Below are 24,916 nucleotides of genomic sequence, written 5' to 3' on the forward strand. Positions count from 1 at the left end.
CCCGTGCCTGGATGGCCCCAGTCGCGTGCCATCCAGCTCCGGCGGTACGCGACCGCTACTCGCTGTGCGGACAGCACGACGGCCCCGACCGATGGTCGGGGCCGTCGCGTACAGCGGGGCTACGGCCGCCACTCCTCACGGTAGTCCAGATGGTCGGCGTACGGCAGGGCGAGCAGTTGCGCCGCCTCGTAGGCCGCGCAGTCGAAGTGATGCTCCAGCGGCGTCGTCCAGTTGGTGTCGGGATTCGATGGCTCGTTCCCCGGCTCGTCGCAGTTGCTAGTGCAGACCGGGCCGCCCCGCGCGAGCAGCCGCCGCTTGGCGTCGACCTCCAGCAGGACACGCGCCGGATCGTGCGCGGCGATGTGCAGCGCCCGCCAGGAGCGAGTGCACGCAACGACGCGCTCGAAGGAGTGGTCCACGTCCACCCTGCGCGTCTCTGCGCTCGGGGACTCGTCGAACGCTGTCCAAGTTTCCCCGGACCGCGCCAGCTCGGCGTCCTCGTCGAGCCGCGCCCGCAGGAACTCCACAAGATCCACGGTCAGGTCTCCGTTCGCTCAGCCGCCGGGGGGCGGTTCTGCCCCGAGCCCTTGTAGCCGCGCAGCAGGTCCTGCACCGTTCCCGGCTTGATCCCCAGGCGCTTGGCGATCCCCCGGACCGACTCGCCGTCAGCCTGCATCTGCTGAGCCAGTTCGGCGCGCTCCGCGTTCCATCCGGCGCTCAGCTCTCTGGTCTTCGCGGTGATCCGCGCCCGAGCGCGAGAGCGCGCTTCCGGGTCAGCGATGCGCTCTACGTCCTCGATGGCATCGAACACGCGCTGTACCTCCTCGTCGTCCGTCACGCCCGCGCCTTCCTCGAAACGGCGGGCCTCACTCAGGTGCGTATGGTGACCCAACGGCAACCAGTGTAAGGTCACCTTACATGGCCGGGTGTGAGCCCGCGCTACCCAACAAGAACGGCCCCGGCCGGAGCTCTCACACTGCCGGTCGGGGCCAGCCACTTCACCTGAACCACCAGGAGAAACAGCCGTGGAACACGGTAACGGCAACACCCAGACCCAGCCCACCCCGCAGACGCCCGCCGCCGCGAGGATGCAGGCCCTCCGCGAGTCCATCGGCCACCGCATCCTCGCCGACCGCCGCATGACCGACGTCCAGCTCCTCGACGTCGCGCGCGTCCGCTCCGTCATCCTCCTCACCGTCCGCCACCCCCACGGCGACCGCCCCTACAGCATCTACGCCTTCCGGCAGGCCGCCCCCATCGAGTACGCCCCCGGCCTCGCCCACCCCCGCCAGCGCGGCGAATGGATCAGCATCGACTGGCGCGACGGACACCACGGCGACCTCCCCCGCCTCACCGACGACCTGACCACCTGGGCCCGCCACCACGCCGCCACCCGCATCGCCCACCTCCAACACCGCACCCCCACCAACTACCAGCGCGACCACCGGCACGACACCCGCTGGCGCCCCCTCACCGACGCCCCCCAGGCCGCACGGCAGGCGATCGCCCGATGAGCCGACCGCCCAGCCGCACCCCGTACTGGACCTGGCTCTGCATCGGCATCCTCCTCACCACCGTCTGCGTCACCCTCTCCCTCGGCGGCCGGTGATGGGCCTGTTCCGGCGCCGCGAGCAGACCACCGTCGACTACTGGGGCACCCCCGTCACCGGAGACGCCGACCGCTTCCGCCGCGCCAAGACCACCGGCGCCCGCAAAGCCGCCCGCGAAGGCCAGGCATGGGAAGACCGCGACCGCGCCCAGGACCGCAAAGGCCCCTGGTACCGGCCCGCCCGCTGAACCCACCAGACCGCCGGCCCGCGCGTCCCACCCCCAACGTGCGAGCCGGCCTCCATCCCGCCCGGAGCAGCTCCGTGAACACCAACGCCCGCCGCGTCGCGATGACCATCGTGTCCCTCGCCGCGCTCCTCACCACCGGCTGGTCGCTGTACACCGTCGCCCGCCACTACGACACCCCCAAAGGCATCGCCGGAGCCGCAGTCGCCGTGTTCGACGGCATCGCCTACATGTGCCTCGCCCTCGCCTCCGACGCCGCCGCCGAAGGCCGCTCCGCATTCGGTGCCCGCGCCACCGCCGTGTTCATGGCCGCCGTGTCCGTCTACCTCAACATCACCCACGCCGGCCTCATCGGCGGCGGCACCCCCGCGGCAGCCCTCTTCGCCGTCCCCACCATCGGCCTCCTTGCCGTCTCCGAAATGTCCTGGGCCGGACCCCGCGCCAAGGCCCGCGCCAGCCACGGGGAACGCCCCTACCGGCTCCCCCAGTTCGGCGGCTGGGCGTGGCTCCTCGCCCCCGACCGCGCCGGCCGGGCCGTCAAGGACCGCGCCATCGCCCACATCACCCACAGCGGCAGCATGTCCGGACAGCGCCCGGACAAAGACCGGACAGCCAGCGCAGCCCTCCGCGACCACTTCGCCGACATGGACCCCGCCGACGCCATCCACATCGGCCACCGGTCCCAGCCCGGCCTGCCCCCCGCTGAACTTTCCGCCCTGCTGCGCACCTACGGCGTCAACGTCGACCCCGTCCAGGTCGCCCTCGTCCTCCACCGGCGCCCCGCCGAGCACACCCTGGAGCGCTCGGACACTGTCCGGACAGACCCGGACGACGCGCTCACCGAACCCGCTCCCAGCCCTCTGACCGGCACGGACAAGCTGTCCGGACAGCGTCCTGACAACATCGCCGACGCCGTCCGTGTGCTCCTCAAGAAGGGCATCAGGGACAAGGCCACCGCCGTCGGGATCACCTGCGACCTCCTCGGCCCGGACACCAATCCGGACACCGTCCGGCGCACCTTCGACCGCGAGCTGAAGAAGCTCCCCGCTCCGGACAGCGGCATCGGGCAGGGCGGGGGCGGCTACGCGTGAGCGATACCCCCGGCGCGGACGAGCAACGCATCCGCGGCCTCCTCCTCGCGCGCGAGGTCGGCCCCGACGCCGCCCCGCCCAAACCCACCACCCGGCCCAGGGACTGGCTCGACGACATCCTCGACAGCGACCCCACACCCGAGGTGCCGAAGCCGGAGACGAAGCAGCCCACCCCCAAACCGGCCCCCGCGAAGGCGTCCAAGGAACCGGCGCCCGAGCCCCGCAAGCTGAAGACCCCCCGCAAGAAGAAGCCGAAGAAGCGCAAGCGCCCACGCCGGGGAGCGCCCCGCACCGCCTGGGACAGCCGCCCGGCATCCCCCCGCCAGTCCCTCGCCGACGCCTGGGACAACACCCCCCACCGACTGAAGTGGCTCGCCTACCACACGACCGCCGCCGCAGCCGGATGGCCCCTCGGCTGGGTTACGTGGGCCACCGACACCGCCGCCTGGTACGCCGCAGGCCACTGGACCGACCTGTCCGCGTGGGTCCTCTACGGCCTCGGCGTCGGCGTCATCGCCCTCTACCGGCGCTCCCGCCACTGGATGCCGGCCGTCGCATGGGCCGCCGCCGTACCCGCCTCGTCCATCACCCTCGGTGTCCTCCTCTACGGCACCGGCTACCACTAGGAACCCACCGTGAACCTCGGCCCCGTCGGCCTCGCCGTCGTCCTCACCGTGCTGCTCGTGTTCGGCATCCCCGGCGGCGGCCAGCTCAAGGCCCTCGGCTGGTGGCCCACCCTCATCCTGTCGATGCTCGCGGGCTCCGCCTACAAGGCAGCCGGCGGCCCCTTCGGGATCGTCCCCGACTTCGTCGGCAGCATCATCGGCACCGCCAGAGGAGTCGTCCCCGGCCTCACGATGCCCGCGCTCGCCCTATCCCTGGCGATCTTCATCCTGTTCAAGAAGCTCACCACCCGGCAGGTCGGCCCCCTCGGCATCATCTTCTGGTACGTCGCCGCAGGCGCGGGCGGCTCCTGGTCCTACGTCTCCGACGCCATCGCGAACACGGCGGCGAACCTCTCATGACCTACTTCAACCTGCGCAAACGCGAGCCCGAGCCGGAGCTGGACGAAGGAGAGGAAGCAGAGACGTCCGCCGAGGACCAGGCCGACGAAGAGCCGCCCGCGGCCAGACCGTACGGCCCGGTTCTCGTCGGCATCAGGGGCCCGGCCCTGTGGCTGTCCGCCCGCTTCGGCCCCGGCACGTCACTCGCCGTCCACGTCGGCGCGGGCTGGGGGATCGTCTACTACGGCGGCTGGACCGCCGTCGTGATCATCACCGGATGGCTGACCGCGGTCGCCCTGTTCATCCCCCGCGACTACCTCGACCACCTCGCCGACCGCATCGAGAACCGAGCCACCGCAGGGACTCCGGACGTCGACGACGAGCCCCCCGCGGAGACCGCTCCGGAGCCGCTCGTCGCACTCCTGTGGAGGCTCATCGCCGATGCCCCCGGGGTGCACCTGAAGACCCTCACTGCGTGCCTTCAGGAAACATCCCCCGCCCCCCTCGACAAGGCCGCCGTGACCGCCCGCCTGGCCACCCTCGGAATCCCCGTCCGGCCCTCCGTCCGGGACGCCCGCAAAAAGATCAACACGGGGGTTCACCGAGACGACCTCCAGGCATGGGAAGACGCCCGCTCCCCGACCGCGCCGCGCACCCCTCCCGAACCCCGTAGCCCCCGTGTAGCTACAGCCCTGACCTGCGATGTAGCAAACACGGAGAAGAGCGTAGCTACGCCCCTCTCCCGCCTCCGCGCCCTCCTTGCGAGAGGGGACCGCTGATGCCGTGGCTGTACGAATGCCGCGCCTGCGACGTTGCCTCGCCCCACCGCCACGACCACCGTGCCGACGCCGAAACCGAGATGGCCGAACACCGCCAGACCGCCCACGGGGGACTCGCGCCAGCCGCAGGCGACGGGGTCCAGCGCGTTCACGCCGACGGTCGCGGAGACGGCATCCTTCCCGCAGGGTGGCCCATCGCTCTCCTCATCCTGCTCGCCCTCGCCCTCGGCAACTGCTGGGGCCGATAACCCGATGGAGAACCACCTCATGCGCACCTACGCCACCGCCCAGCTCATCGGCGACCGCACCCACCAGTGCGACGCCACCGCCTACGCCAAGGACGACTCCTCCGGCGCCCAGGCATACGTCCTCCTCGACGGCATCGGCTCCACCGACGAGGTCCACGACTGGACCCGGATCGCCGCCCGCCGCCTCGCTCGGACCGCCGCCCGCCTCGGCGACGCCGAAGCCGGCCTACGCGCCGAGTACGAGCGGTACGCCGCCGAACCCGCCCGCAGCGAACCCTGGGCAAGCGACGACCTCCCCCACGCCGCCGCGGTCGTCGCCGTCACCGCCCCCGGACACCCCCTCACCATCGCCTGGTCCGGAGACTCCCGCGCCTACCTCCTCACCGGCGCCACCATCCGCCGCCTCACCGACGACCACAACCGGCGACGCACCATCGGCGGCGACCGCAACGCCATCACGACGTGCCTCGGCGCCGCCGACACGGACGACCAGGTGATGAACTGGCACGGGCACCCCGCCATCGAGGCCGCCACCATCCCCCTCGGCGCCGGCACACACCGTCTCCTCCTCGCATCCGACGGCGCCTACGAGCCGCTGGAGGACTCCTGCCGCGACCTCACCGCCTTCCTCACCGGCGACCCCGGCGAGGCGGCCCACAGCTTCGCCGAGGCGGCGATCGAGCACTGCGGCCCGTACGCCGACAACGCCACCGTCCTCATCGCCGACCTCTGAGCCGCTGTCAGCCCCGACCGATACCGTCCCGTCCGACCGCCACGAAACGGAGCACCATGCCCACCCGCACCTTCACCCGCGCCCAGCTCGACGACTGGAACCTCCCCGACGCCGGGATCTACGGCTCCCCGGAGATCCTCCACCGCGAGCAGACCTCCGCCCGCGACTGGGTGTCGGTCCACGACGTGGTGTTCCGCGCCCCGGACGACGGCAAGGCGTACTGCCTCGTCTACGAGCAGGGCCTCACCGAAGACCAGGAGGACACCGACCCCTGGTCGCACGAGGACGAGATCGAGGGGACCGAGGTCGAGGAGCGGCAGGTCACCGTGACCAGGTGGCTCCCGATCGACTGACCGCACCACCCCTGACACACTGCCTACAGGCCCGCCGCACATCCCCCCCGATGCGGCGGGCCTACTGCATGCCCGGGGCGCGCGGTGCGGGTACGGCGACCGCGCGGGCCACCCAGCCCGGCCCCACGACATCCGACGGCAGCAACGTCGGCCGCGCCCCCAACGCCGCGCACAGGCGGTCCAGGGCGTCCTGGCACGTCTCCCGGCTCTTCGCGCGCACCATGTACACCGTCTCGTCCATGCACGGCAGTCTGACGGGAGCGGGGTGACGCCGGAGCGGCTTCGGTGCAGTTCGTGCGGGAGACGGCCACCAGGAGCGAGTTGCGCGGGTTCGTACGATCAGATCACGCCACACCGCCCAGGAGCTGCGCCATGCACACCGCCCACGCTGACGACGCCCCCACCTGTATCGCCTGCCCCCGCCACCTCCACGCCGACGAGGCCGGCCGCTACGCCTGCCGACCCTGCCAAGACCGCGCCGACCACGCCCTCCGGCAACTCCCCGGGCCCAACGGCCTGTACGCGCGCCTCGGGACCGTCATCACGCCCGGACGCGGCGGGTCCCTCGCCCCCGTCTCCGGATCGCGTACGGCGCCCCTCCCCGTCCGGCTGGAACCCCTGTCGCTCGCCGCACGCGGAGGAGTCGTCACCATCCTCCAGACGTGGCTCGTCGACTGGCACGATCGGCTCGGCTGGCTCCACCCCCGCTGGGAAGGCGGACTCCAGCAGCAGCTCGACGACGTCGTCCGCGCGCTCCGGACCAACCTCGACTGGGCGGCGAGCAGCCATCCCGCGTACGACGAGTTCCTCCATGAGGTCACCAAGGCCGTCCGGGAATGCGAGCTGGCGATCACCGGGGAGCGGAAGGAGCGCCCCGTGCACGTCGTCTGCCCCTGCGGCAACCTCCTCGGCGTCACCATCTCCACCCCCGGCGTCCGCTGCCGAGGATGCTCCGCGCAGTACGGGCACAGCGAAGCCCTCAGCCTCCCCCTCGCTATGCGCGCGGCAGCCTGACCACGGCACGTAGTTGCGCAGGTCCACGGCCGTATGTCACAGTGCCCTCAACGGGCACACGTGCGCCCGCAGACTCATCGAGCCCCCAGCCCACGCCGGGGGCTCTCCGCATGTCCGGGGGTGATCGTGAAGCCCGCCGAGCTGTACCCCGAAGACCTCGTCTTCGAGCACGAGGCCACCGCCGCCACCGGCGTCCCCGGACCCGTCATCCGGCAGTGGGCCAGACGCAACAAAATCCAGCGCTTCCCCGGCGACGGACGACCCGCCGGCCAAGGGCACGGCTACAAGGTCATGTACGCCCTCCCCGAGATCGCCGAGCGCGCCCTCACCTACCGGCCCACACCCCAACGGGCACCCAAAGCCGCCTGACGCCTCGGGAGGTGACCGTGGCCTTCCCCAGCGGAACCCCCGTCGTCACTCTGACCGGCACCCTCCCCTCCGCTGTCGCGGGAACCGGATACGGCGGGCAGATCGTCTGCACCCCCTCCGCGATCCTCACCGACCCCACACGCCACGCCATCTACCCCGGCGGAGGAAAGACCGACATCGTCGACGGCGCGTTCAGCGTCCAGCTCATCCCCAACAACGCTGCCGGGATCGCTCCGGCAGGATGGCGCTGGTACGTCGACATTCAACCCGCACGCGGCAGGCGCGTCGCGTTCTGGGCCGACATCCACGGCACCAACGGCGACACCATCCACCTCGACACGCTCGTCCCCACACAAGCACCCGGCGGCGGAACCAGCGGAACCCCCGGCAAGAGCGCCTACGAAGTCGCCGTCGCCGAGGGCTACACCGGCACCGTCACACAGTGGCTCGCCTCCCTCATCGGACCCCAAGGCGCTACTGGGCCGACCGGAGCGACGGGCGCAACCGGAGCCGCTGGCGCCACCGGAGCGACCGGCCCGCAGGGAACGACAGGAGCGGCCGGCTCCAAGGGCGACACCGGAGACACCGGACCCCAAGGAGCACCCGGAACGCCGGCCGACATGGCACGCGTCCAGGCCCTCGAAGACGAGATGCCGAACAAGGCCGACCTCGACGGAGCCACCTTCACCGGCGACGTCCTCCTGCGCGGCGCCAACCTCACCGTCCAGCGCGACGACGAGACCGGCGCCTACCGGATGCGCGTCGCCGGCGGCGGACTCGACTACGAGATCGCCGGCATGGACGTCATCGTCAGCCTCTGGCAGAACCCCGACTTCACCGGCACCCAGACCCCGATGATGCGCTGGGAACCCGCCGGACCCCACCTCATCGGCCGCGTCCAGATCGGCACCAACCCCTACGACGTCGTCCACGACCTCGACGCCGCAGGCAACAGGCTCGGCTTCTACGGCGTCGCCTCCGTCACCCGGCAGACCGTCAACGGCTCCCGCACCGACGGAACCGCCCTCACCGGCCTCCTCGCCGCGCTCGACGCGGTCGGCCTCATCGACGACCAGACCACCCCCTAGGAGGCCGACATGCCCCGCACCGCCCTCACCCCCATCCAGGCCACCCGCGCCGGAACCGTCCTCCCCGCAGCCGTCGCCGGAGACGTCGCCAACGGCAACGGCGTTGCCAACGACGGACGCGTCATCCTCATCGTGAAGAACACCAACGCCTCTGCGGTCGCGCGCACGGTCACGTTCGCGTTCACGAAGACCGTCGACGGACAGGCCGTCACCTCCCGCGCCGAGACCATCCCCGCCGGAGAGACGCAGGTCTTCGGGCCGTTCCCGCCCACCGACTACGGCACCAGCCTCGCCGTCAACGCCGACAACGCCGAACTGACCGTGCAAGTCATCCGCATCTGACGCCGCCTCAACCCGCAGAGGAACCCGCATGGCCAGCTACGCCATCACCTTCGACAGCAGCCACGAACAGCGCATCGCCGCAGTCGACTGCTTCTACGACGCCGACGGCGAGCAGTACATCTTCAGCGATGGCCGGGGCCAACACGTCGCGCTCGTCCCCAGGCTCAACGTCCTCAGCGTGGTACGCGTCGAAGTTGAGGCGACCCCCTGATGGCCGACTCCGAGTGCGGCGACATCCAGATCAGTCGACACCTGGGCATCGGGCTCAAGGTCGAGGCCGCCGCGCAGCGGGCCAAGATGCACGTCGACGCCCTCGCGTCAGGCATGTACCTGCGGGTTGAAAACGGGGACATCGTCATCGCCGACCAAGTCGTCTACCGCATCACCGGATACGACACCGCCGACTGCACGCTCACCCTCGAACTCCTCAAGGACTGGCGCCCCGGCCAGAAAGACGACCCCAACGCCGAGACGCAGACCTAGTCCCGAAACGAGCCGTCGCGGCGGCGCTGGTGATTCGACAGCAGGTGCTTGCACTGCGGACAGTGCCTCATCCCGCCCCGCTTCACCACGAAGCTGATCCCCGCCGTGCAGAAGTGCAAGAACCCAGCAGCCCAGTTCTGCATCATCCGAACCAGACCCGGCTTCGTACACGTCGTGCAATCACGACACCCACCCGCCATTTTCAGACCCCCCTCTTCCTGGAACCCCCCTGGCTCCTGAAGGGGTGGACGCTACCCCAGCACGGGAGGTTCCAGCCATGCCCTCACGGCTCCCGCCTCCATGCTCACGACCCGGATGCGACCAGACCAAGCCGTGCACCGAGCACGGCCGCGACACCCGCACCCGAGGCAACCCCAACCAACGCGGATACGGCGCGCGACATCGCGACCGCTTCAGGCGCGGCGTACTCGATGCCCAACCCGTATGCGTCCTCTGCCGTCGATCACCAGCGACAGAAGCCGACCACTGGCCACGCTCGCGCCAACAGCTCGAACGCCAAGGGCTCGACGCCGACGATCCGCAATACGGACGCGGACTGTGCAGGCCATGCCACAGCAGCGAGACCGCGCAACATCAACCAGGCGGATGGGCAGCCGAACAGCAGCAGTAGACAGCTGATCAACGCTCCAGGCACCGACAACAGCATCCGCAACGGCTCACCAGAGCAACGTCGGGCGCCTAACCGATACGAAGACGGCCCGATCAGGGCCTCGGCGAACGGCAGAACCGGCAACGCGAGCCGCAGACCCGGCGCCAGGCCGCCCGGACGATCTCGCCGGAGGCCGCTCCGGGCGGCCGGCCCGAGCCCGCGCCCCCGGGGCGGGTGGGGGCGCACCCCCGCGCCCGCGCACGGGAGACCGCCGGGGAGGCATTTCTGTGGTGGCGCAATCCGGAGCCTTTTGATCTTGGGGGTGATCTTGCATGGCCGTACCCGGCCGCAAGCCGAAGCCCCCGCTCCAGGTGGTACGCGAGGGGAACCCGGGCCGCCGGCCGGTCCGGGAGGGCGTGAAGCTTCCGCCAGCCGACCTCGTCGAGCCGGATTGGGAAACGTTCTTCCCAGGTCAGTGCCTGCCGGAGAAACCGCGCGCGCCGCGGGGTGCGGATGACGAGGAGCTGAAGGAGTACCGGCACGAGGTCGCGATCTGGCAGCGGCTGAAGTTGGCGATTGAGGCTGCCGAGTTCGGTCGTGGGGTCGCCGGCCGGGAGTGGTCGGGGGTCGTTCCGGTGCTTCAGATGATGGCCGGGCTGACGTCGGTGGACCGGTCGACGGTGGTGGACTACTGCGTGTGCGTGGCCCGACTGGAGTGGTGTGAGCGGCAGCTCAGCATCGAGGGTCTGGTGACGATGGGGCAGCGTGGGCCGTGCCGGAATCCGTTGACGACGGTCGCGACCCAGTACCGGACGCAGTTGAAGGCGTACATCGGGGAGTTGGGGTTGTCGCCGAGTGCGCGGGGCCGGTTGACGCCGCCGGAGGGTGGCGACGATGGCGACGACGACGATCCCTTCGACTGAACAGCTCTCGCTGGAGGACTGCTCGGAGGGTCTGCCGGTTCCGCGGGCGGCGTTGCACGAGCTGGGTATGGACGACGAGGAGATCGCGGACGCGGTCCTGTCCCGGCCGTTGGTGTGCGCGTTCCAGATGCCGGAGCAGGATGGCGCCTGGTTCGATGTGGAGGCGGCCCGGCGGGCGTTGAGGGCGATCGAGTCGTTCAAGCACACCAAGGGCCGGTGGGGCGGGACGTTCCTGCGGCTGGCGCCGTGGCAGAAGCTGTGGGTGATCCTGCCGGTCTTCGGCTGGCTGTGGCATGACCCGGAGCTGGAGCGGGACGTCCGCGTGGTCCGCGCGGTGTGGATTGAGGTGCCTCGCAAGAACGGCAAGTCGACGCTCTCCTCGGGGATCGGCCTGGCACTGCTGTTGGCGGACCGGGAGATCGGCGCCGAGGTGTACGCGGCGGCCGGCTCGCTGGAGCAGGCGAAGCGCGTGTTCGACGACGCGAAGCGCATGGCGCAGACGTCGAAGGCTGTGAAGGGCCGCGCCGAGGTGCTGACCTCGGTGATCCGGGTGCCGCGTACGGGAGGCGTCTTCCGCGCGCTGTCACGGATCGCGGAGACGGCGCACGGCCTGAACGTGTCCGGCGCGGTGGTCGACGAGGTCCACGTCCACAAGAGCCGGGATCTGATCGACGCGATCGAGACGGGTACAGGCGCGCGCGATCAGCCGCTGATCGTGTTCATCACGACGGCGGACGACGCGCAAGAGGGCTCGATCTACGACGAGAAACACTCGTACACGCGCAAGGTCGCCGAGAACATCGTGCAGGACCCCGCGCACTACGGGGTGATCTGGGCCGCTGACGAGAGGGATGACCCGTTCGCCGAGACAACGTGGCGCCGCGCGAACCCGGGCCTGGGCACGTCTCCGACGCTGACGTACCTGCGGCGCGAGGCGAACAAGGCACAGGCCACGCCGTCGTACTTCCCGACGTTCCTGCGGCTGTCGCTGAACATCCGGGAGAAGGCATCCACGCGATGGATCGACATCCGCTCGTGGGACCGGGTGGCCGGCATGGTCGACGAGCAGGCGCTGAAGGGCCGTCGGGCGTGGGGCGGTCTCGACCTGTCGGCGGTTTCCGACCTCAGCGCGTGGGTGCTGGCGGTGGAGTCGAAACAGCCTGGCGTCGAGCTGGAGTTGGTGTCCCGGTTCTGGCTGCCAGCGGATCGGCTGGAGGACTTGCAGCGTCAGCTTCAGGTGCCGCTGGAGCAGTGGGTCAGTGAGGGTTTCCTGAGGCTGACCGAGGGCGATGCGATCGACTACGACACGATCGAGAAGCAGGTTCTCGCCGACTGTAAGCGCTATGACGTGCAGTGGATCGGCTACGACCGCATGTTCGCCGGGCAGCTCGTGCAGAACGTGGACCGGGAGACGAAACGTGGCGTCAAGGTCACCCCGATCGCACAGACCTTCCTCGGGCTTAGTCCTGCTTCGAAGGAACTGGATCGGCTGCTGCTGGAGCGCGGGTTCCTGCACGGCGGGCACCCGGTGCTCCGCTGGATGGCGGGCTGCGTGGAGACGATCGCGGACGGCAACGACAACTACCGGCCCACGAAGCCGGACCGGAAGAAGTCGCAGGCCCGGATCGACGGGGTTGCGGCGACGGTGATGGGCCTGGACGGATACCTGCGGCGGCCGAAGGCGAAGAGCCGGGTGGCGGTCGGATTCTGACGAGGGGGTGCTCGTGGCCCTCGCGCAGACCCCCCAGCCGGGTGAGCCGTTGTGGTGGGTGGACCGGTTGTGGAAGGAGCTCGTTGAGCGGCGGAAGTACGCCGACACGATGCGCCAGTACTACTCGGGCGACCATCCTCTGCCGATGATCCAGGACAAGGCCCGTCCGGCGTTCCAGCGGCTGTTGAAGCAGGCCCGCTCGAACTACGCCGGGCTGGTCGTCGACGCCACCGCGGAGCGCCTTCAGATCGACGGGTTCCGGATGGGGGACGCCGAGGTCGGGGACTCGGAGATCTGGCGGATCTGGCAGGCCAACAACATGGACGCCGACTCCGATCTCCAGCTCGCCGAGGCGGTGAAGGTGGGTCGGGCGTTCGCGCTGGTGGCACCGAACCCGGGGGATGCGGCCACGCCGCTGATCACGGCGGAGGATGCGACGCAGGCGGTTGTTGCCTACGAGTCAGGGAGTCGCCGTCAGCGGCGGGCGGGGCTGAAGACGTTCACCGACGACTGGACCGGCGACCTGATGGCGACGTTGTTCGTTGACGGCCTGCTCTACAAGTACCGGGCCCCCGCCTCTAAGTCCGGGATGACCGGTCCGCCCCGTTGGGTGCCGCGCGAGGCGGCGGGCGAGGCGTGGCCGGCGCCGAATCCGTTGCAGGTGGTGCCGCTGGTGGAGATTCCGAACCGGCCCGACCTGCTGGGCGAGGCGCATTCGGAGATCGAGGACCTCCTCGACATTCAGGACCGGATCAACAAGACGCTGATCGACCGGCTGATGGCGCAGGAGTTTTCGGCGTTCCGGCAGCGGTGGATGACCGGCTACGAGGTCCCCACGGACGAGAACGGGCAGCCGATCGAGCCGTTCAAGGCGGCGGTGGACCGACTGTGGGTGATCGAGGACGAGAACGTCAAGATCGGCGAGTTCCAGGCGACCGACCTGCGGCCGTACCTCGATTCCGTGGAGGCCGACGTGCAGCACATGGCCGCGCGGAGCAGGACGCCGGCGCAGTACCTGCTGGGCAAGCTGTCGAACGTCAACGGGGAGACGCTGAAGGCGACCGAGTCGGGGCTCGTGGCGAAGATCCGACAGAGGCAGCGACCACTCGGCGAGGGGCAGGAGGAGGTCGCCCGGCTGGCGCTGCGCGCGGCGGGCGACACCCGGGACAGGTCCCGGATCGAGACGATCTGGCACAACCCGGAGTTCCGCACCGAAGGCGAACTCGTGGACGCGCTCGTGAAGATGAGCACACTGGGCGTGCCGCGGGAGGCACTGTGGGAGCGCTGGGGAGCCTCGCAGACGGAAATCGCGCAGTGGCGTGAGTGGGCGGATCAGCAGGCCGCTCGCGTCCTAGGCGGGGACCCTGCGAGCCTGTTCGGCCCGAAGCCGGACGTGACGGGTGCGGCCGGTGGCAACGCCGACTGAGCTGGGGCGCGCCCGCTACAGCCAGGTCACCTCCACGATCCGGGCGATCGTCGAGCGGATTCAGCAGATCTGGCGGGGCCTCTCGGCGGCGGGTGTCGAGGAGGACCTGCTCGGTGACGCGGGCGCGGGGATCGTGACCGCGGTCGCTGAGGGTCAGCTCACGGTGGCGGCTGCGGCGCAGGCGTACATCGCCGCACAGATGGCCGCTCAGGGCGGTTCGGCGTTCGCGGAGGCATCGCTGGTCGCCGCCGCGTTCGCGGGGATCGCCCCGGACGGCGGCCCGCTGGAGACACTGCTGTACCTGCCCGCGATCGGCGTACGGCAGCGTCTGGCGGCCGGTCTGACGCCGGATGAGGCGATGCTCGGCGGTCTCGCCGACATGGCCCGGTACGCGTCGACAGCGGTCGCGGATGCGGCCCGGTCTGCGGATCAGGTCGCGATGGCCGCGAATCCGTCGTGTGTGGCCTACGTGCGGGTGGTGCAGCTACCCGCCTGCGCGCGATGCATCGTCCTGTCCGGCCAGATGTACAGCCGGAGCGAGGGTTTCCTTCGGCATCCGAACTGCGACTGCCAGACGCTGCCTCTGCGCGAGCGTGAGTGGCCTGGGGTTCCGACGCCGCGGCAGTTGGTCGGCCGGATGTCGGAGCGTGAGCAGCGTCGGGTGTTCACGGTGGCGGGGGCTCGTGCGATCGGCGACGGCGCGGATGTGGGCCAGGTCGTGAATGCGCGGCGGGGCATGTCGACGGCTCACGTCTTCGGTCGGGACGTGCAGGCCACTACGGAGGGGACGACGCGGCGCGGCGTCTACGGGCGTCGACTGCGGCGTGCGGGCGGCGAGTTCGCCCGGGTTCCCGGCCAGCGTTACGCGCGTGCGACGACCCCTCGGCTGATGCCGGAGGAGATTTTCCGGATTGCGGACGATCGCGCTGAAGAGCTGCGGTTGCTGCGCCGGTACGGCTACATCGTGTAGCCGATTTTGAGTGTCCCTGCCGCGAGGGCGGGGCGTACGGAAGGAGTCGGCCGCGATGGCTGACGACAACACCAGCACGACCGACAACGTCGACGACACGGGGTCCGCGACGGACACCGGACAGCACGACGACATCCCCGGTCTCGGCGAGGCCGGGCAGAAGGCGCTCGCCGCCGAACGGAAGCGGGCTGTCGCTGCCGAGCGCGCCACGAGGACGCAGCAGAAGCAGATCGACGATCTCAACACGAAGCTCCAGCAGTACGAGGACGCGAAGAAGACCGACCTCGACAAGCTGACCGATCGGGCCACCGCCGCAGAAACGACGGCGGCATCGGCGACGGCGAAGTTGTTGCGGTACGAGGTCGCCGCAAAGAAGAAGCTCCCCGCCGAGTGGGCGGCCCGCCTCCAGGGCGCGACCGTCGAGGAGTTGGAAGCGGACGCCGACCAGCTCCTGGAAGCACTCGGTGCGCAGCAGCAGCGGCAGGCGCCGAGTTACGACGGCGGCGTCCGGAAGTCGGCTGCCGCCCCTACCGACATGAACGCCCTGATCCGCCGACAGGCGGGCCTGGGCTGATCCACCCCCGGCGCGGCTCGTTCCGGCCGGACCCATCCGAAACGGAGGCACTGAGCCGTGCCGTACAACAACATCACGTCGCGCACCGACGCGCAGGCCCTCATCCCCGAGGAAGTCTCGAACGAGATGCTCGGGAAGGCGATCGAGCAGTCCGCCGTGCTGAGCCTGTTCAAGCGGGTTCCGGTGGGTCGCAACCAGGTCCGGTTCCCGGTCCTGTCGGCGCTGCCGACGGCGTACTTCGTCACGGGCGACACCGGTCTGAAGCAGACGACCGAGGTCAACTGGACGAACAAGTTCCTCAACATCGAGGAGATCGCCGTCATCATGCCGGTCCCGGACAACGTCCTGGCCGACGTTGACGCGAACGTCTGGGACGAGGCCATGCCGCTCATGACGGAGGCCATGGGGCGCACCCTGGACACCGCCGTGTACTTCGGCACGAACGCCCCGGGCTCGTGGCCGACGAACATCGCCGCTGCCGCGACCGCCGCAGGCAACTCTGTGACCGCGAACTCGGCGGCGACGGCGGGCGCGTTCTTCGGCGACATCGACAACGGTTACGGGCTCGTCGAGGCCGACGGCTACGAGGTGTCCGGGTTCGTTGCGGCGACCTCGGTCAAGTCGAAGCTCCGCAAGAGCAGGGACAGCCAGGGGCGCAAGCTCGACGAGTCCCGGGTCGCCGGGAACCTGCTGTCGCTCGACGGCCTGCCGATCTCCTACCCGATGCGGGGCCTGTGGCCGACCGCGTCCGGTTCCCCGCAGCTCTTCATGGGTGACTGGTCGCAGTTCGTCGTCGGTGTCCGACAGGACATCACGATGAAGGTGCTGACCGAGGCCGTCATCCAGGACAACACCGGCGCGATCATCTACAACCTCGCCCAGCAGGACATGACCGCGGTGCGGCTCACGTTCCGGGTGGGCTGGCAGGTCGCGAACACCATCAACAACGACCAGCCGACCGAGGCGTCCCGGTACCCCGTGGCCCGCCTCGACCTGCCGTAAGGAGCCGTCATGGCAGTTGGGCGTACGAACGAGGCGCGCACGGTCACCGTCACCACCAACTCGACGACCGCTCTCACCGCGGCGGCCGGCACCTTCCAGGAGGAGGACGCCGGCCGGGCCATCACGGGAACTGGGATTCCGGCGGGGGCGACGATCGCGTCGGTCGCGTCGGACACCGCGGCGACGCTGTCCGCAGCGGCCACGGCGTCGGGCTCCCCGTCGGTGGTGCTGGGGCGGGCGCAGCCGCAGGCGTACGGGTTCACCGGCTGGTCGCCGGAGACGGACGCGGAGTCCGAGACGTACACCGTGGCCGCGGCGAATGCCGGTACGGCCACGCCGGACCGGATCACGAACACGTTCACGCGGGTCGAGCAGAGGGCGAGGGGCTGACATGGCGACCGCACGCAAGGCGGCGGCGAAGAAGCCCGAACCGGTCGAGGGTGAACAGGTCGGCGAGGTTCCGGCGTTCGTCGACGAGGTCCACGAGCGGGGCGGCTGGGCGGTCGGCTACGTCGGGGACCGCGTCGACGACGCGGACGACGAGTCGTACACCGTCGCCGGGGTCCTGAAGCGGACGCAGGCCGAGACCGGCGACGAATAGGCGGGGAGGCTACCGTGGCTGTGCTTCCTTCGCTGGCGACGGTGGCCGATCTCGCCGTTCTGCTCGGCAGGTCGTTCACGCCGGAGCAGGAGTTGCAGGCTCAGGCGCTGCTGGATCAGGCGTCGAGCATCGTCCGGGCGTACGTTCGGCAGGACATCACCCGGGCGACGACGACGAACGTGTTCACGATGCGTCGCTCGGACCCGCTCCGGCACGGGTGCGCGGGGGTGGTGACGTTGCCGCAGCGGCCCGTGGAGTCGGTCGAGGCGGTGGCGGTCGACGGTGTGGCGACGGCGGACTGGTGGCAGGACGGCAACGACCTGCTGCTGCGGGCGTGGTCGTGGAACCAGCCGCCCGCCGCGCACCGCCCGCCCCAGGTGACGGTCACGTACACGCACGGCTGGGACCCGGTCCCCGGGGACATCCAGGCGATCGTGGCGCAGGCCGCGAACCGGGTGATCGTCAACCCCAGCGGGATTCGCTCGGAGACGGTCGGGGGAGAGTCGGTCACCTATCTGATCCCGGCGGTCGGCGAGTACCTGGGCGTCCTGCTGTCCCGTACGGAGCAGAGGGTGCTGGACCGATACCGGCGTACGGCGGGCTCGGTGCGGTTGAGGGGCGGCTGATGCTGTACCTCCAGGACATCCTGATCGTCCGCCCGGGGACGGCGGTCGACGAGTACGGCAACGAGAAGCCGGACTGGGGCGCCGGCGCGGCCCGCATGCCAGTGTCCGGGGTGAACGTCCAGCCGAACGGCGGGGCGACGGAGGACACCGACGACAAGCAGGTCACGGTCACAGGCTGGCGCCTGTACACCCCCCGCGGGATGGACCTCGACCTGCGGGAGACCGACAGGGTCGAGGCGTGGGGGACGACGATGCAGGTCGCCGGAAAGGTGGCCCGCTGGCCCGCCCCAGGCGGCGGAGTACACCACATCGAGGCGGACCTTCGGGAGGTGGCCTGATGGCGAGCGCCTCGTTCCGGTATGTCCCGAACCCGAACCTGTTCCGCGAGATGGCCCGCAGTCCGGGAGTGAGAGATCTCCTTGCGCAGCCCGCCGAGCGGGGTGCCGCAGTTACCCGGTCGACGGCGCCTCGGTACTCGGGTCCGACATACGACCCGTCGGTTCAGCGGCACGGGGAGTATGCGGCGAGCGTCTACTCGGCGGTAACGCTGCGGCCGAACGGCTGGCGGGCCGAGTTCGGCGCGACCGCGCCATGGACGCTCCAGGTCGAGTTCGGAACTGGCTTCACTCGGGAGCGCAGACGTGACCGGCGGGGTCGTTTCCGGTCTGTCCGGCAACGCCCGCAGGGCGGTCACTCGCCGAAGACGCGCACGCTCGGGCGTGCCCTGGACAGCTTGAGGAGTACCTGATGCGCATCAGACTGGCGGCCTGGTACGGCGACCGCGCGCCCGGCGAGGTCCTCGACGTCGACGAGGCGACCGTGAAGGCGTTGACGCGGGACGGTTTGGTCGCGGGGGTTCTCGCGGATCAGCCTGCCGCGCCGCCCGCCGAGCCCGAGAGGCAGGCGGCGGTTTCTCCTGAGCCGGCGCGCAGGCGGCGGTGAGCCCGCTGCCGATGGCGGCTATGCCCGACGTGGAGCAGGTCGTCGTCGACTACCTGCGAGGCGTGCTGGCGGTCGCTACGACGGTGGGCACCGAGTGGCCGGCCGATCTGGATGCCCGTCTCGCGACAGGGGTCGTCTCGGCGACGCTAGGCGGCGGAGGGTCGCGTCAGCGCGGCATCACCGCAGACCGGACGATCGACGTCGACGTGCTGGCCGCGACGAAGAAGCAGGCCCGGGATCTGGCCGCAGAGGTCTCGGCGCGGCTCATCGCTACGGCCGGGACGGCGCAGTCCGGGGCGCGCATCTACGACGTCAGCGAGACGTCCGTGATCTGGCTGCCCTACGAGCCGTCCGCCGAGACGGACCCGATCCCACGGTATGTGCTCGTGATGAGCATGGTGGTCCGCCCCGCGTAGCCCGACCAACCCGCACCCCAACTGACCATTTCACCCGTCGGCGTCTGGCCGTGCGGGTCCTCGCTATGCCTGGAGGCAACCCGATGGCGAACGACGCCGACAACGTGCGAGTGGGCCTCAACGGCTCCGTGTACATCGCCCCGAAGGGCACGACCGCCCCGACCGATCTGGACACGGCGTGGGGGGTGGGCTGGGTGGACCTCGGCTACCTGTCCGATGACGGGGTCGTGATGTCGTACTCGACGGACACGCAGGACATCAACGCCTGGCAGTCCCTGTCCCCGGTGCGGAAGGTGCTGACGGGCGTCGACATGACGCTGGAGTTCACCTGCATCGAGCTGAAGACCACCACGATCACGCTGTACTTCCCGTCGTCGACGATGACGGACGTCTCGCCGGGCGTGCACAAGCTGGCGATCCCGGCGGCACCGTCACCGGACGAGCGGGCGATCGGCCTGGAGTGGCTGGACGGCACGATCAAGAACCGGCTGGTCATCGCCCGTGGCGAGGTCACCAACCGCGACAGCATCACCCTGGCCCGCTCGGACGCGGTCGGCCTGCCGATGACGGTGTCCGCGTACGCGGACACTGCGCCGGAGATCGCCGTGTGGCTGTCCAGCGACCCCGCCTGGGCCGCGGCCTAACCCCCTCACTCCCCGGCAGGTGTGCGATGCGGGTCGCGCCTGCCGGGGTTCAACCCGCTGAACCCGCGAGGAGAACCAATGCCTACCAAGAAGCCGGCCGGACGGCCGGTCGTTTCCCTGGACGCGCTCGTCGGCCAGAAGAAGGACGCGCTTCCGGAGCCGACCACCTTCGAGCTGCACGGCGTGGAGTTCACGCTCCCGCCGATGCGTGCGCTGCCGTTCGAGTTGCAGGAGCGCGTCGGCAACCTCGACGACATCCCCGGTGTCCTGAAGGACGTCCTCGGCGCCGACACCGTGCAGCGAATGTACGACGCCGGGTTCACGTTCCTGGACATCGAGGTGATCGGCGAGGAGTGGCAGAAGCATTCCGGGGTCGGGCCGGGGGAATCTCCGGCCTCCGCCGATTCCTGACGGAGTACGGGGAGGCCGTCGAGTGGGATGTGGCCCGGTACTGGCCTGGCCGGTCCCTGCTGGAGTTGTACCGGGGGGAGATGTCGTGGCGTGAGCTGCGCGTCTTCCTGAGGTATCTCCCGCCCGACTCCGCGACCGCGCGTGCGGTGCGCGGGGGCACGCCGGAGGAAGAGGCGTGGACGCTCGACCGGCAGCTCCTCGCGTCGGCGGTTGATGCGATCCGCGAGAACACGTTCATCACGGTCAAGCTCGGGGGCGACCCGAAGGCGACCAGACGCCTGAGGCCGCCGGACCCTATCCCGCGCCCCGGCGTGGAGAGCAAGAAGAGCAACGTGATCCGTTTCGGTGGCCGCCACGGCTCCGGAGCAGCACACCTGGCGCAGGTCTTCGGAAGGCCCGCCGCGAACCAGTAACAGGGGGTGCGCGGTGGCCGGTCCCGGTGGTGTTCTCGTCGGACGCGGATACGTCTCGATCCGTCCGGAGTTCGAGGGGGACTGGTCCCGCTCCGTCAACGCCCGCGCCTCCAACGCGGGCCGCAGCGGGGCGGGCGCCTTCTCGAAGGCGTTCGGCGCCGGCGTCAGCGCCGGCCTCAAGGGGATCGGCGCGCTCGCGGGCGTGGCGATCGCCGCCAATCTGAACGCTGCCGCCGCAGGTGCCGCAGTGCTCGCCCCGGCCCTGGCTACGGCCGGCGCTGCGGCGGGCGCCCTCAAGCTCGGCTTGTCCGGGGTGGGGGATGCATTCAAGGCGGCGTTCGCGGACGGGTCGGCTGACGCGAACGCCGCGGCGTCGGCGACGAAGGCTGTCGAGGGCGCGCAGCGCGGGCTGGCGAACGCGCAACGCGCTCTCGCGGACGCGCGCGTGCAGGCGGCGAAGCGCGTGCAGGACGCTCAGCGCGGTGTCGTGGACGCCGAGCGGGACCTCGCCGACGCCCAGCGTGAAGCGCGTGACGTCCAGGCGGACCTCAACTCCGCCCGCAAGGAGGCGGCCCGGGCGCTGGAGGACATGAACCTCCGCCTGGAGCAGTCCCGGCTCGATGAGCGGGACGCCGTGCTGCGGCTGACCGAAGCTCAGAAGGAACTCGACGCCGCGCGCGCGAACCCGGGCGTGACGCCCGAGCAGCTCGCCAAGCTTCAGCTCGCCTACGACAAGGCGTCGCTGAACCTGCGGGAGCAGCGCACCGAGACGAAGCGGCTCGCCGACGACACGAAGGCCGCGGACAAGGCCGGCGTCGACGGCAGTACGCAGGTCGTCGCCGCGAAGAAGAAGATCTCCGACGCGAACGCGACGGTCGCCGACAAGGAGCGCGCACTCGCGGACGCCCAGCGGGGCGTGACTGAAGCGCGCGCGGACGGCGCCCGGCAGATCGCCGACGCCCAGCGTGCCGTGTCGGACGCCGCGGCGGCGGTCGCGGACGCTCAGGCTGCTGCGGCGGCGCAGACGTCGAAGCTCGACGATGCGATGTCGAAACTCGCCCCCAACGCGCGGTCCTTCGTTTCTGCGGTGAAGGGGCTGGCTCCCGCCTGGACCGACATGCGCCTGTCGGTGCAGAACGCGCTCTTCGCGGGCCTGGACTCCACGGTCACGCAGCTCGGCCGTACGACGATCCCGATCCTGAAGCGGGGCCTCACCGGGATCTCGGGCGTCTGGAACGAGATCGCGAAGAGCGCCGCGTCCGGTGTGCAGGAGATGGCCGGCTCGGGCATCCTCGACAAGATCCTCGCCGGGGCGAAGCAGAACCTCGCGGTCTTCAAGGACACCCCGAAGCAGATCATCGGTGCGTTCGGTCAGCTTTCGGTGGCGGCGCAGCCCGCGTTCAACCGGCTTCTCACCCAGTTCGCCGGAGCCATCAAGAGCTTCACGGACGGGATCGCGAAGAGCTTCGCGTCGGGCGGCCTCCAGCAGGCGATCGACACCGCTTTCAAGATCCTTTCCGGGTTCGGGACGCTCCTCGGGAACGTCCTCGGCGTCGTCTCGCAGATCTTCAAGGCCGCCGGCGACGCGGGCGGCCAGATCGTCGGCGTGCTCGGGAACGTCTTCGGCGAGATCAAGAAAATCCTTGCGGCGCCGGAGATGCAGGCCACGTTGCGGCAGTTGTTCGCGTCGGTCGCCCAGGTCGTCGGCGCGCTCGTGCCCGTCATCGGGGCGATCGTTCAGGCCGTCGTGCCGCTCATCGCCGCGTTGGTGCAGCCGATCGCCGAGCTCGCCGTCGTCCTCGGCCCGGTTCTCACTCAGCTCGTCACCGTCCTGGGCGCCGCCCTGATGCCGGTCATCCGGGCGGTGATGCCGGTGCTGGTGCAGGTCGGCACGGCAATCGTGGAGATCGTGCGCGCGATCGTGCCGCTCTTGCAGCCGATTGCGGACCTGATCGCCGGGGTCGTCCTTGCGCTCGCCCCCGCGCTGACGCCAATCATCGCGGTCGTTCAGCAGCTTGTCGGTGTCCTGGTGGGGCCGCTCGCTCAGATCGTCAAGACGCTCACGCCCGCGCTGGTGCAGATCGGGCAGATCATTGCGCAGGCGTTCCAGGCGCTGATGCCGGTCCTCACCCCGCTGATCAGCTTGGTCGGGCAGCTCGCCGGACTGATCGCCAAGGTGTTCGCCGCCGCACTCGGGCAGCTCATGACTGCACTGAAGCCGCTCATCCCGATCGGGATGCGGCTGGTCAACGAGGTGTTCGCCGCGCTCGCGCCGATCCTGCCCATGCTGGGTGACGCGATCGGCGTGATCGTGAAGGCGTTCATGTCGATGCTCGGTCCCCTCGGGCAGGCGTACGCCGGGCTGGCCCGGCAGCTCCTGCCCGTCGTGACGGATCTCCTGCCTGTCATCGCCGATCTCGCGGGCGTCCTCGCGGGCGCGTTGGCTGCGGCGATCCCGCCGCTGGCGGACGCGTTCCTGAAGCTCGTGCTCACGGTTGTGCCGATCCTGCCGATGCTCGGCAACCTGATCGGCCTGGTCCTGAAAGTGTCGGTCGGGCTGATCGTGCAGCTGCTGCCGTCGCTGGTGGAGCTGGTACAGGCGTGTGTGGAACTGCTGGTGGCGGTGGTGCCGCTGCTGCCCCCGATCGCCCAACTGGTGGGCCTGGTGGTGGAACTGGCGGTCCGCGTTCTGAACTTCCTGCTTCCGCCTCTGCTGTCCCTGGCGAAGTTCCTGATCGGCGGGATGGCGAAGGCACTCACGACGGTGATCGGCTGGGTGACGGGTCTCGTCACCGCGATCTCCGGCCTGATCACGTGGGTGGTGTCCCGGCTCGCTCCGGCGATGACCAACCTACGCGACAAGATCATCACCGCGTGGACCGGTATCAAGAACGGCATCGGGAACGCGTGGACGTGGATCAAGACGAACGTGTTCTCCCCGATCGGGACGTTCTTCACCAAGACCATCCCGGGCTGGGCGGACACCCTGCGGAGCAAGACGGTCGCCGCATGGGATGCCGCACGGGCAGGGATCAAGACCGCCTGGGACAAGATCAAGCAGATCGCGCGGGAACCGGTCCAGTTCATCGTCGACACCGTCTACAACAAGGGCATCGTCGGCGTCTGGAACCAGATCGCCGGCGCGTTCGGGGCGCCCAAGCTGCACACGTTCAAGTTCGCCCAGGGCGGCGTCCTGCCCGGCTACACGCCCGGCCGGGACCCGCACAAGTTCTACAGTCCGACCGGCGGGGCGCTGGAGATGTCCGGCGGCGAGGCCATCATGCGGCCCGAGTTCACGCGCGCGGTCGGCCCCGGCTTCGTGTCCTACTTCAACCAGCTGGCGAAGTCGGGTGGCGCGGACAGTGTGCGACGCCAGCTCGCCCCGCTGCTCGGCGGCAACCCCCGCACGGGCGTCGACCGGACCCTGCGGTTCGCGGACGGCGGGATCTTCGGCTGGATCAAGTCGGCCGGGTCGGCGGTGCTCGGCGCGGGCTCGGCGGCCTGGAACAAGGTCAAGGAGAGCGCGAGCTGGCTGACCGACCTGCTCGAATCGTCCGCGCGGGCGGGCGTGAAGAACCTCGTCGACCCGCTGCTGCGGAACTTCCCGGGCGCGGACACGGGCCTCGGGCAGATGACGCGCCGCATCCCGACCAGGATGATCGACGCCTTGTTCGGCTACAGCAAGGAGGCGGACAAGCAGGGCGGGGGCGGTCTCGGCGGCCCGAAGATCCAGGCCGCGCTGCGCTGGGCGAAAACCCAGAACGGGTTGCCGTACCAGTGGGGCGGTAACGGGAACCCGTCGTGGGACTGCTCAGGGTTCATGTCGGCGATCGAGTCCGTACTCCGCGGAGAGAAGCCGCACCGGCGATGGAGCACGCACGCCTTCTCCGGGAAGACGGCGCCTCCCGGCTGGGTGTATCACGGCAACAGCCCGTTCCGGGTCGGGATCACGGCGGCCGGGGTCGGGCACACGGCGGGCACGCTCGGCGGCACCAAGGTGGAGAGCCGCGGTGGTGACGGCGTGGTCGTCGGCAACAGGGCCCGCGGCTACAACGACAAGCTGTTCGCCTCGTGGTACGGGTTCAAGCCGGGGTCGTACGACGCCGGCGGCTACCTCCAGCCCGGCCTCAACCTGGCCTACAACGGCACGGGCCGCCCGGAGCCGGTGTTCACGACGGCTCAGGCCAACGCGCTCACCTCGCTTGCCGCGCGCGCGGACGCTGGCCCCGCGCAGTTCGAGGGCGACCTGTACCTCGACAGCGGTGAACTCCTCGGCGTGGTCCGGGGCGTGATGGATCAGCGGGACCGTCAGCTCGTGTCGACCCTGCGCGCCGGCCGGAAGGGGTGAC

The 24,916-nt window shown here is 70.2% G+C and carries 33 protein-coding genes; 30 read left to right on the forward strand and 3 right to left on the reverse strand.

Translation table 11 applies throughout. The annotated features are described in order from the left end of the window. Positions 1-119: 119 nt before the first annotated feature. Together ABZX85_RS23265 and ABZX85_RS23270 are read right to left on the reverse strand one after the other, a co-directional pair. Entirely contained in the window at positions 120-536 is a 417-nt protein-coding gene (locus ABZX85_RS23265; RefSeq protein ID WP_355871721.1) for a DUF6221 family protein, read from the reverse strand. Between the two features lie 2 nt (positions 537-538). Then, positions 539-838: a helix-turn-helix domain-containing protein gene (locus ABZX85_RS23270; RefSeq protein ID WP_355871724.1), complete on the reverse strand. Its 300-nt coding sequence runs from the start codon at positions 836-838 to the stop codon at positions 539-541. Positions 839-1,025: 187 nt separating this feature from the next. On the opposite strand from ABZX85_RS23270, the gene ABZX85_RS23275 reads away from it, so the two are divergent. From ABZX85_RS23275 to ABZX85_RS23310, 8 genes are all read left to right on the forward strand, one after another. Next, positions 1,026-1,514 (forward strand): hypothetical protein, encoded by a 489-nt coding sequence (locus ABZX85_RS23275; RefSeq protein WP_355871727.1) that lies wholly within the window; start codon positions 1,026-1,028, stop codon positions 1,512-1,514. Between the two features lie 94 nt (positions 1,515-1,608). Beyond that, complete coding sequence (locus tag ABZX85_RS23280; RefSeq protein WP_355871730.1) at positions 1,609-1,797, forward strand: hypothetical protein; 189 nt, start codon at positions 1,609-1,611, stop codon at positions 1,795-1,797. Positions 1,798-1,871: 74 nt separating this feature from the next. Then, positions 1,872-2,885, forward strand: a complete 1,014-nt coding sequence (locus ABZX85_RS23285) for a hypothetical protein (RefSeq protein ID WP_355871733.1) — start codon at positions 1,872-1,874, stop codon at positions 2,883-2,885. Beyond that, entirely contained in the window at positions 2,882-3,511 is a 630-nt protein-coding gene (locus tag ABZX85_RS23290) for a hypothetical protein (RefSeq protein ID WP_355871736.1), read from the forward strand. Before ABZX85_RS23285 ends, ABZX85_RS23290 begins: the two co-directional genes overlap by 4 nt. Positions 3,512-3,520: 9 nt before the next feature. Continuing rightward, entirely contained in the window at positions 3,521-3,910 is a 390-nt protein-coding gene (locus ABZX85_RS23295) for a hypothetical protein (protein WP_355871739.1), read from the forward strand. Next, positions 3,907-4,668, forward strand: coding sequence for a hypothetical protein (locus ABZX85_RS23300; RefSeq protein WP_355871742.1), 762 nt, complete (start codon positions 3,907-3,909; stop codon positions 4,666-4,668). The genes ABZX85_RS23295 and ABZX85_RS23300 overlap by 4 nt, the downstream gene beginning before the upstream one ends. A gap of 267 nt (positions 4,669-4,935) precedes the next feature. Beyond that, positions 4,936-5,649 carry a mucin-2 gene (locus ABZX85_RS23305; RefSeq protein WP_355871745.1) on the forward strand — a complete coding sequence of 238 codons (714 nt, stop codon included), beginning with the start codon at positions 4,936-4,938 and terminating at the stop codon, positions 5,647-5,649. Between the two features lie 56 nt (positions 5,650-5,705). Further along, positions 5,706-6,002, forward strand: coding sequence for a hypothetical protein (locus ABZX85_RS23310; protein ID WP_355871748.1), 297 nt, complete (start codon positions 5,706-5,708; stop codon positions 6,000-6,002). 61 nt (positions 6,003-6,063) lie between these two features. On the opposite strand, the gene ABZX85_RS23315 is transcribed toward ABZX85_RS23310, so the two are convergent. Further along, the gene (locus tag ABZX85_RS23315; RefSeq protein ID WP_355871751.1) at positions 6,064-6,243 is read right to left on the reverse strand and encodes a hypothetical protein; all 180 of its coding nucleotides are present in this window, start codon (positions 6,241-6,243) and stop codon (positions 6,064-6,066) included. Positions 6,244-6,374: 131 nt separating this feature from the next. Here ABZX85_RS23315 and ABZX85_RS23320 point away from each other — a divergent pair, with 131 nt between their 5' ends. The 22 genes from ABZX85_RS23320 to ABZX85_RS23425 all read left to right on the forward strand — a co-directional run bounded on the left by ABZX85_RS23320 (position 6,375) and on the right by ABZX85_RS23425 (position 24,915). Beyond that, entirely contained in the window at positions 6,375-7,016 is a 642-nt protein-coding gene (locus ABZX85_RS23320) for a hypothetical protein (protein ID WP_355871753.1), read from the forward strand. A gap of 126 nt (positions 7,017-7,142) precedes the next feature. After that, entirely contained in the window at positions 7,143-7,385 is a 243-nt protein-coding gene (locus ABZX85_RS23325; protein ID WP_355871755.1) for a hypothetical protein, read from the forward strand. 17 nt (positions 7,386-7,402) lie between these two features. Then, a complete protein-coding gene (locus ABZX85_RS23330) occupies positions 7,403-8,473 on the forward strand; it encodes a hypothetical protein (RefSeq protein WP_355871758.1) in 1,071 nt (356 codons plus the stop codon). 9 nt (positions 8,474-8,482) lie between these two features. Next, entirely contained in the window at positions 8,483-8,815 is a 333-nt protein-coding gene (locus tag ABZX85_RS23335) for a hypothetical protein (RefSeq protein WP_355871761.1), read from the forward strand. Between the two features lie 28 nt (positions 8,816-8,843). Next, a complete protein-coding gene (locus ABZX85_RS23340; RefSeq protein WP_355871764.1) occupies positions 8,844-9,026 on the forward strand; it encodes a hypothetical protein in 183 nt (60 codons plus the stop codon). Beyond that, positions 9,026-9,298, forward strand: a complete 273-nt coding sequence (locus ABZX85_RS23345) for a hypothetical protein (protein WP_355871767.1) — start codon at positions 9,026-9,028, stop codon at positions 9,296-9,298. Before ABZX85_RS23340 ends, ABZX85_RS23345 begins: the two co-directional genes overlap by 1 nt. A gap of 942 nt (positions 9,299-10,240) precedes the next feature. Then, positions 10,241-10,831, forward strand: coding sequence for a phage terminase small subunit P27 family (locus tag ABZX85_RS23350; protein ID WP_355871770.1), 591 nt, complete (start codon positions 10,241-10,243; stop codon positions 10,829-10,831). Next, positions 10,803-12,542, forward strand: coding sequence for a terminase TerL endonuclease subunit (locus ABZX85_RS23355; protein ID WP_355871773.1), 1,740 nt, complete (start codon positions 10,803-10,805; stop codon positions 12,540-12,542). Before ABZX85_RS23350 ends, ABZX85_RS23355 begins: the two co-directional genes overlap by 29 nt. A 13-nt stretch (positions 12,543-12,555) precedes the next feature. Then, a complete protein-coding gene (locus ABZX85_RS23360; protein WP_355871776.1) occupies positions 12,556-13,968 on the forward strand; it encodes a phage portal protein in 1,413 nt (470 codons plus the stop codon). Continuing rightward, a complete protein-coding gene (locus tag ABZX85_RS23365; RefSeq protein ID WP_355871779.1) occupies positions 13,952-14,938 on the forward strand; it encodes a hypothetical protein in 987 nt (328 codons plus the stop codon). The genes ABZX85_RS23360 and ABZX85_RS23365 overlap by 17 nt, the downstream gene beginning before the upstream one ends. 55 nt (positions 14,939-14,993) lie before the next feature. Beyond that, the gene (locus ABZX85_RS23370; protein WP_355871782.1) at positions 14,994-15,512 is read left to right on the forward strand and encodes a hypothetical protein; all 519 of its coding nucleotides are present in this window, start codon (positions 14,994-14,996) and stop codon (positions 15,510-15,512) included. Positions 15,513-15,569: 57 nt separating this feature from the next. After that, entirely contained in the window at positions 15,570-16,514 is a 945-nt protein-coding gene (locus tag ABZX85_RS23375; protein ID WP_355871785.1) for a phage major capsid protein, read from the forward strand. A 9-nt stretch (positions 16,515-16,523) separates the two neighbouring features. Further along, the gene (locus ABZX85_RS23380) at positions 16,524-16,904 is read left to right on the forward strand and encodes a hypothetical protein (RefSeq protein WP_355871788.1); all 381 of its coding nucleotides are present in this window, start codon (positions 16,524-16,526) and stop codon (positions 16,902-16,904) included. Position 16,905: 1 nt separating this feature from the next. Then, the gene (locus ABZX85_RS23385) at positions 16,906-17,115 is read left to right on the forward strand and encodes a hypothetical protein (RefSeq protein ID WP_355871791.1); all 210 of its coding nucleotides are present in this window, start codon (positions 16,906-16,908) and stop codon (positions 17,113-17,115) included. Positions 17,116-17,129: 14 nt separating this feature from the next. Further along, positions 17,130-17,741, forward strand: coding sequence for a hypothetical protein (locus ABZX85_RS23390; RefSeq protein ID WP_355871794.1), 612 nt, complete (start codon positions 17,130-17,132; stop codon positions 17,739-17,741). Further along, on the forward strand, positions 17,741-18,079 hold the full coding sequence (locus tag ABZX85_RS23395; protein ID WP_355871796.1) for a hypothetical protein: 339 nt from the start codon (positions 17,741-17,743) through the stop codon (positions 18,077-18,079). The genes ABZX85_RS23390 and ABZX85_RS23395 overlap by 1 nt, the downstream gene beginning before the upstream one ends. A 409-nt stretch (positions 18,080-18,488) precedes the next feature. Continuing rightward, a complete protein-coding gene (locus ABZX85_RS23400) occupies positions 18,489-18,683 on the forward strand; it encodes a hypothetical protein (RefSeq protein WP_355871799.1) in 195 nt (64 codons plus the stop codon). A gap of 11 nt (positions 18,684-18,694) precedes the next feature. Then, positions 18,695-19,099, forward strand: a complete 405-nt coding sequence (locus ABZX85_RS23405; protein ID WP_355871802.1) for a hypothetical protein — start codon at positions 18,695-18,697, stop codon at positions 19,097-19,099. Between the two features lie 83 nt (positions 19,100-19,182). Beyond that, entirely contained in the window at positions 19,183-19,743 is a 561-nt protein-coding gene (locus tag ABZX85_RS23410) for a hypothetical protein (RefSeq protein ID WP_355871805.1), read from the forward strand. 78 nt (positions 19,744-19,821) lie between these two features. Continuing rightward, positions 19,822-20,154 (forward strand): hypothetical protein, encoded by a 333-nt coding sequence (locus ABZX85_RS23415; protein ID WP_355871808.1) that lies wholly within the window; start codon positions 19,822-19,824, stop codon positions 20,152-20,154. Positions 20,155-20,234: 80 nt separating this feature from the next. Then, complete coding sequence (locus tag ABZX85_RS23420) at positions 20,235-20,567, forward strand: hypothetical protein (protein ID WP_355871811.1); 333 nt, start codon at positions 20,235-20,237, stop codon at positions 20,565-20,567. Positions 20,568-20,580: 13 nt separating this feature from the next. Further along, positions 20,581-24,915 (forward strand): hypothetical protein, encoded by a 4,335-nt coding sequence (locus ABZX85_RS23425; protein ID WP_355871814.1) that lies wholly within the window; start codon positions 20,581-20,583, stop codon positions 24,913-24,915. Position 24,916: the final 1 nt, after the last annotated feature.

Origin of the sequence: Streptomyces sp. NPDC004539 (assembly GCF_040610055.1) — a bacterium.
Classification (GTDB): Bacteria; Actinomycetota; Actinomycetes; order Streptomycetales; family Streptomycetaceae; genus Streptomyces.

Bases quoted from the DNA above. Each gene is read 5' to 3' on its own strand.
- ABZX85_RS23280 (WP_355871730.1), top strand. From the start codon at position 1,609: ATGGGCCTGTTCCGGCGCCGCGAGCAGACCACCGTCGACTACTGGGGC.
- ABZX85_RS23300 (WP_355871742.1), top strand. From the start codon at position 3,907: ATGACCTACTTCAACCTGCGCAAACGCGAGCCCGAGCCGGAGCTGGAC.
- ABZX85_RS23305 (WP_355871745.1), top strand. From the start codon at position 4,936: ATGCGCACCTACGCCACCGCCCAGCTCATCGGCGACCGCACCCACCAG.
- ABZX85_RS23310 (WP_355871748.1), top strand. From the start codon at position 5,706: ATGCCCACCCGCACCTTCACCCGCGCCCAGCTCGACGACTGGAACCTC.
- ABZX85_RS23315 (WP_355871751.1), bottom strand. From the start codon at position 6,243: ATGGACGAGACGGTGTACATGGTGCGCGCGAAGAGCCGGGAGACGTGC.
- ABZX85_RS23320 (WP_355871753.1), top strand. From the start codon at position 6,375: ATGCACACCGCCCACGCTGACGACGCCCCCACCTGTATCGCCTGCCCC.
- ABZX85_RS23335 (WP_355871761.1), top strand. From the start codon at position 8,483: ATGCCCCGCACCGCCCTCACCCCCATCCAGGCCACCCGCGCCGGAACC.
- ABZX85_RS23340 (WP_355871764.1), top strand. From the start codon at position 8,844: ATGGCCAGCTACGCCATCACCTTCGACAGCAGCCACGAACAGCGCATC.
- ABZX85_RS23345 (WP_355871767.1), top strand. From the start codon at position 9,026: ATGGCCGACTCCGAGTGCGGCGACATCCAGATCAGTCGACACCTGGGC.
- ABZX85_RS23350 (WP_355871770.1), top strand. From the start codon at position 10,241: ATGGCCGTACCCGGCCGCAAGCCGAAGCCCCCGCTCCAGGTGGTACGC.
- ABZX85_RS23355 (WP_355871773.1), top strand. From the start codon at position 10,803: ATGGCGACGACGACGATCCCTTCGACTGAACAGCTCTCGCTGGAGGAC.
- ABZX85_RS23370 (WP_355871782.1), top strand. From the start codon at position 14,994: ATGGCTGACGACAACACCAGCACGACCGACAACGTCGACGACACGGGG.
- ABZX85_RS23380 (WP_355871788.1), top strand. From the start codon at position 16,524: ATGGCAGTTGGGCGTACGAACGAGGCGCGCACGGTCACCGTCACCACC.
- ABZX85_RS23385 (WP_355871791.1), top strand. From the start codon at position 16,906: ATGGCGACCGCACGCAAGGCGGCGGCGAAGAAGCCCGAACCGGTCGAG.
- ABZX85_RS23395 (WP_355871796.1), top strand. From the start codon at position 17,741: ATGCTGTACCTCCAGGACATCCTGATCGTCCGCCCGGGGACGGCGGTC.
- ABZX85_RS23400 (WP_355871799.1), top strand. From the start codon at position 18,489: ATGCGCATCAGACTGGCGGCCTGGTACGGCGACCGCGCGCCCGGCGAG.
- ABZX85_RS23405 (WP_355871802.1), top strand. From the start codon at position 18,695: ATGGCGGCTATGCCCGACGTGGAGCAGGTCGTCGTCGACTACCTGCGA.
- ABZX85_RS23410 (WP_355871805.1), top strand. From the start codon at position 19,183: ATGGCGAACGACGCCGACAACGTGCGAGTGGGCCTCAACGGCTCCGTG.
- ABZX85_RS23415 (WP_355871808.1), top strand. From the start codon at position 19,822: ATGCCTACCAAGAAGCCGGCCGGACGGCCGGTCGTTTCCCTGGACGCG.
- ABZX85_RS23420 (WP_355871811.1), top strand. From the start codon at position 20,235: ATGTCGTGGCGTGAGCTGCGCGTCTTCCTGAGGTATCTCCCGCCCGAC.